Genomic DNA, 2091 nt, shown 5'->3' with positions numbered 1-2091 from the left:
CAGGATGAGGATCCGGTGCAGTTGCATCGAGAACACCTTCTAGGGGATCCGTGCAAGTGAGCGGAACAGTGTCACAGTTTATTCAGCAAGGAGAGCACGGAGGTCCAAAATCCCAGCAGTCGCGAGCATGAGGATACCCACAACGAAGAATGCATGACCCAATGGCTCGACAAGTATGAAGATAGGAAAAATCAACCCAGCGATAATAAGGAATCTTCCATACATTGTCATGAGACCCCAGCTACATACGATGAACAATCCGAGTGAAAAAAATAGACCGGACCTCTGAAGGCATTATTCGTGTGAACAGCCGTCGAAGTGGCTCGCGTGCTGTGTCCGACCTTCTAAGGCTTCGACCTGGCACTCCTCGCACGTCACAACAGACTCACCAGTGTCCCCGTTTTCGCCGACCTTCGTAGCGTAGTGCGGACCTCACTGACGCATCTACTCAAGTAGAAATATGCATAGTTGATACCTGCATCAGTAAATTGTCCTATTCAGTCAGACCCGACCTTCTGAACCCGAACGGAATATCGCTCGGGAATTGATCTCACTCAACCCGAATCTTGACTACTATTACCCCTGTTAAATGTCGAAGATTGGGCATCCATCGCTATTCCCGGCGGACTCAATAAGCAAATTTCGCGGGAACATGCCACCAACGATGAAAAGCCCTGTATCACTGGAAAAAATCGGCGTTGTGTCACTCCCAAAGAGTACCTGAATCAACAGGTCGTCTCTCACACAGAGTGGAATGACAGAAATATTGAGCACGGCTTGATCTGGAGCTGGAGTTTCCCCAGATCTGCCAGTGCCCATACCGTAGAGCCGGGCAACTGGGCGCATGAACAGACACGAAATCTCCCCGACTCGCAAAGACAGTTACCCGGATAGTAGTTCAAATTAATTGTTAATGCAAGCCCCTCTATGTAGGGGTATCGCGATCGGCATCTTATGTAACATCTGCCTTTCTCAGAAGACGATTTGTGACAGAAGACGCGATCGAGAGACTACCCGACTCCCGGGAGTGACGGTGACGATCTCGAGAATGAATATTGATATTGAAAGTGCCTCTGGATTGCAATTGCATCGTGATTGCGCCGGGAGCGGGGGGTACAGGGCACAATCAGGGCAGAGGGACAGGGTCGACATGGGAACAGGGCTGTGTCTGAGTAGCCTTGTGTAAAAAATATCTTTTTCAGAGAAGGCGATTGTTACACAAGGCGCAAATCGAGAGACCAGCCCCCGACTCCCCGAGCGGGTCGACTCCGTCCCGAGCTCGCTCTTCACAAAGAGAGCGGTAGCTACGCCGTCTGCTGGTTTCCGGATCTATACAAACCTGTTTTGTTCCTGATATCGGCGATAGTACGCCTTTTCGACGGTACGAAGCTCAAAGTCGCCGGGGTTCCGGCTTCGTTTGGCATCATGGGGACACGTTCGTCCGATGAGCTTATCACTTGTTCGCTGTGGCGGGGAAACAGATCTCTGAGGATTGGCTCTCACTGTATCGTCGATATCCCACCTGTAAAAAACTGTGTATGGTTACTGATCTGCGCGCCATCCAGTCTCGTCTGATACAGGTATGGCTGTGAAAAGTTGGCTCCAGTTAGATCAGCATTCTCTAGTGTCGCTCGTTAAATTCGCTCGGACAAACACCGTGCTCTCACAATCGCTTCTCGCTAGCCTAACCTCTGTCAACTCCGCGTCATCGAACTCTGCGCCCTCTAAATCCGCCTCTTTCAGGTCGGCTTCGCGCAACTTCGTCTCATGAAACTCAGTGTTTGTTGAGCATACCTCAGAGGGGTTGGCATTGAGCAGGTCAGCCTCTTTGAGTTGGCACCAAACAGACTAGCCTCCGAGAAGTCGGTCTCATCCAGGCTAGCCCCTGGGAGGTCAGTATCTCTCAACAGGGAAATCGATGAAAGGTCTAGATGGTCTGCAAACTGACCCGGTAGAATAGCGCCATCTAACGACCCACCGACCCAGTCATTATTTTTCAGCAGTTGACCCTTGCATTCAGTTTTACCGGGGTCAGCATGGAATGCATATCGGTCACTGTCACATAAAGAGTTCCAAATACAACTAAGCTGC

2 protein-coding genes and 2 pseudogenes are annotated in these 2091 nt (G+C 50.6%); all 4 read right to left on the bottom strand.

Going from position 1 to position 2091, the window contains the following annotated elements:
- Positions 1–78: 78 nt before the first annotated feature.
- Positions 79–225 (bottom strand): hypothetical protein, encoded by a 147-nt coding sequence (locus J07HQW2_RS17890; RefSeq protein WP_303703865.1) that lies wholly within the window; start codon positions 223–225, stop codon positions 79–81.
- A 360-nt stretch (positions 226–585) separates the two neighbouring features.
- Positions 586–846, bottom strand: coding sequence for a hypothetical protein (locus J07HQW2_RS05350; protein WP_021054385.1), 261 nt, complete (start codon positions 844–846; stop codon positions 586–588).
- 653 nt (positions 847–1499) lie between these two features.
- Positions 1500–1622, bottom strand: a pseudogene (locus J07HQW2_RS19925) (hypothetical protein); the annotation flags it as partial.
- Positions 1612–1821, bottom strand: a pseudogene (locus J07HQW2_RS19920) (pentapeptide repeat-containing protein); the annotation flags it as partial. The pseudogenes J07HQW2_RS19925 and J07HQW2_RS19920, both read right to left, overlap by 11 nt.
- Between the last annotated feature and the right edge of the window lie 270 nt (positions 1822–2091).

The sequence above is a fragment of the Haloquadratum walsbyi J07HQW2 genome (genome assembly GCF_000415985.1).
Taxonomy (GTDB): Archaea; Halobacteriota; Halobacteria; order Halobacteriales; family Haloferacaceae; genus Haloquadratum; species Haloquadratum walsbyi_B.
The sequence above is the reverse complement of the archived record's forward strand: the minus strand, read 5'-3'. Positions and strand labels throughout refer to the sequence as shown.